Origin of the sequence: Bifidobacterium sp. RTP21102st3_E2_RTP21102_210122 (assembly GCF_040916945.1) — a bacterium.
Lineage (GTDB): Bacteria > Actinomycetota > Actinomycetes > Actinomycetales > Bifidobacteriaceae > Bifidobacterium > Bifidobacterium longum.
This window is the reverse complement of the sequence record NZ_JBCPAN010000037.1, coordinates 1-1042: the sequence shown is the minus strand read 5'-3', so window position 1 is coordinate 1042 and position 1042 is coordinate 1. Positions and strand designations below refer to the sequence as shown.

Sequence of the window (1042 nt, the reverse complement as noted above, 5' to 3'; positions counted from 1 at the left end):
CTTTTATATAAGGCTTCCCATTATCTTCTCTTGAAATCTCTAAACCAAATTGTTTTTCCCCTAAACATAAAAGTGTATATGCTAGAGCAGAATTAAAGACATCTTCTTTACGATAAAAACTATTCGAATAATTATATCTTGATATGGATGATAATTTTGTAAACTTCAAAACAAAATCGAAATTTTGAAAATCATAATATTGATAATACAGTATTTTAATCATATACTAACCTTTTATGTGTAAAATATTTCGTATAATTTCTCTAGTTTTTCTTTCAACAAAAAGATAATCGTGCCTTGATTCTACATCAACTATGGCTGCTGAGTCAAACAATGTCCTTATTTGTTGATTACTCAAAGGTCTTTGTTCAACTACACTTCGAACGAATGTAACCTCTGTATTAATTATTTTCTTAGGAACATAATTAAATAGATCATTAAATACCTCATGATTATTTTGAATTAAATGTTCTGTTGTTACATTAAGCTTGTTCATCCCTTCAAATATATGTGTATTTTCAAAATACTGTCTGTAATAGCCATTTTTTTCTCTTTGAATTGCTAAATCATAATCTTCGGATTCAAGATAAAACGGGGCATCTAAAATGATTAATTCATCGACCTTCAAATCATAATTAGCTAACTGATAACACATCTCGCTTGCTACAACCCCACCGTAACTCCATCCCATCAATTTAATTTTTTTACAACCTCTTTCACAAGAAAAGTTTTTAATTAAATTAATATAGAATTCAGCAATATTCTCAATTCCATTTATCCTATCCCCCTGCCTCAAGAGATTATAAGGTTCAATTATATATATAGGAAATTTAGGGTTAATGATATTCTCAAAAAGTGGTCTATATACATCACTTCCAGTATTACCAGAATGAATAACAAATAATGGCGTTGCGCTTCCCATCATTGAATCTCTCTCAACAAAAGTATAAATAGGCTTAAAGTCATCTCTAAGTAGTAGATTAGCTAAATTACATAATTTTGAATTTTTGTATATCTCAATAAAATTTACCATCTTATCTAG

2 protein-coding genes are annotated in these 1042 nt (G+C 28.4%); both read right to left on the bottom strand.

Going from position 1 to position 1042, the window contains the following annotated elements:
* Nucleotides 1–223 (bottom strand): hypothetical protein (locus AB5287_RS10080; RefSeq protein WP_368221194.1); only part of this gene is annotated, 223 nt, incomplete at its 3' end.
* 3 nt (nt 224–226) lie between these two features.
* Nucleotides 227–1042, bottom strand: an 816-nt coding sequence (locus AB5287_RS10075; protein ID WP_368221193.1) for a thioesterase domain-containing protein, incomplete at its 5' end; no start/stop codon positions are given.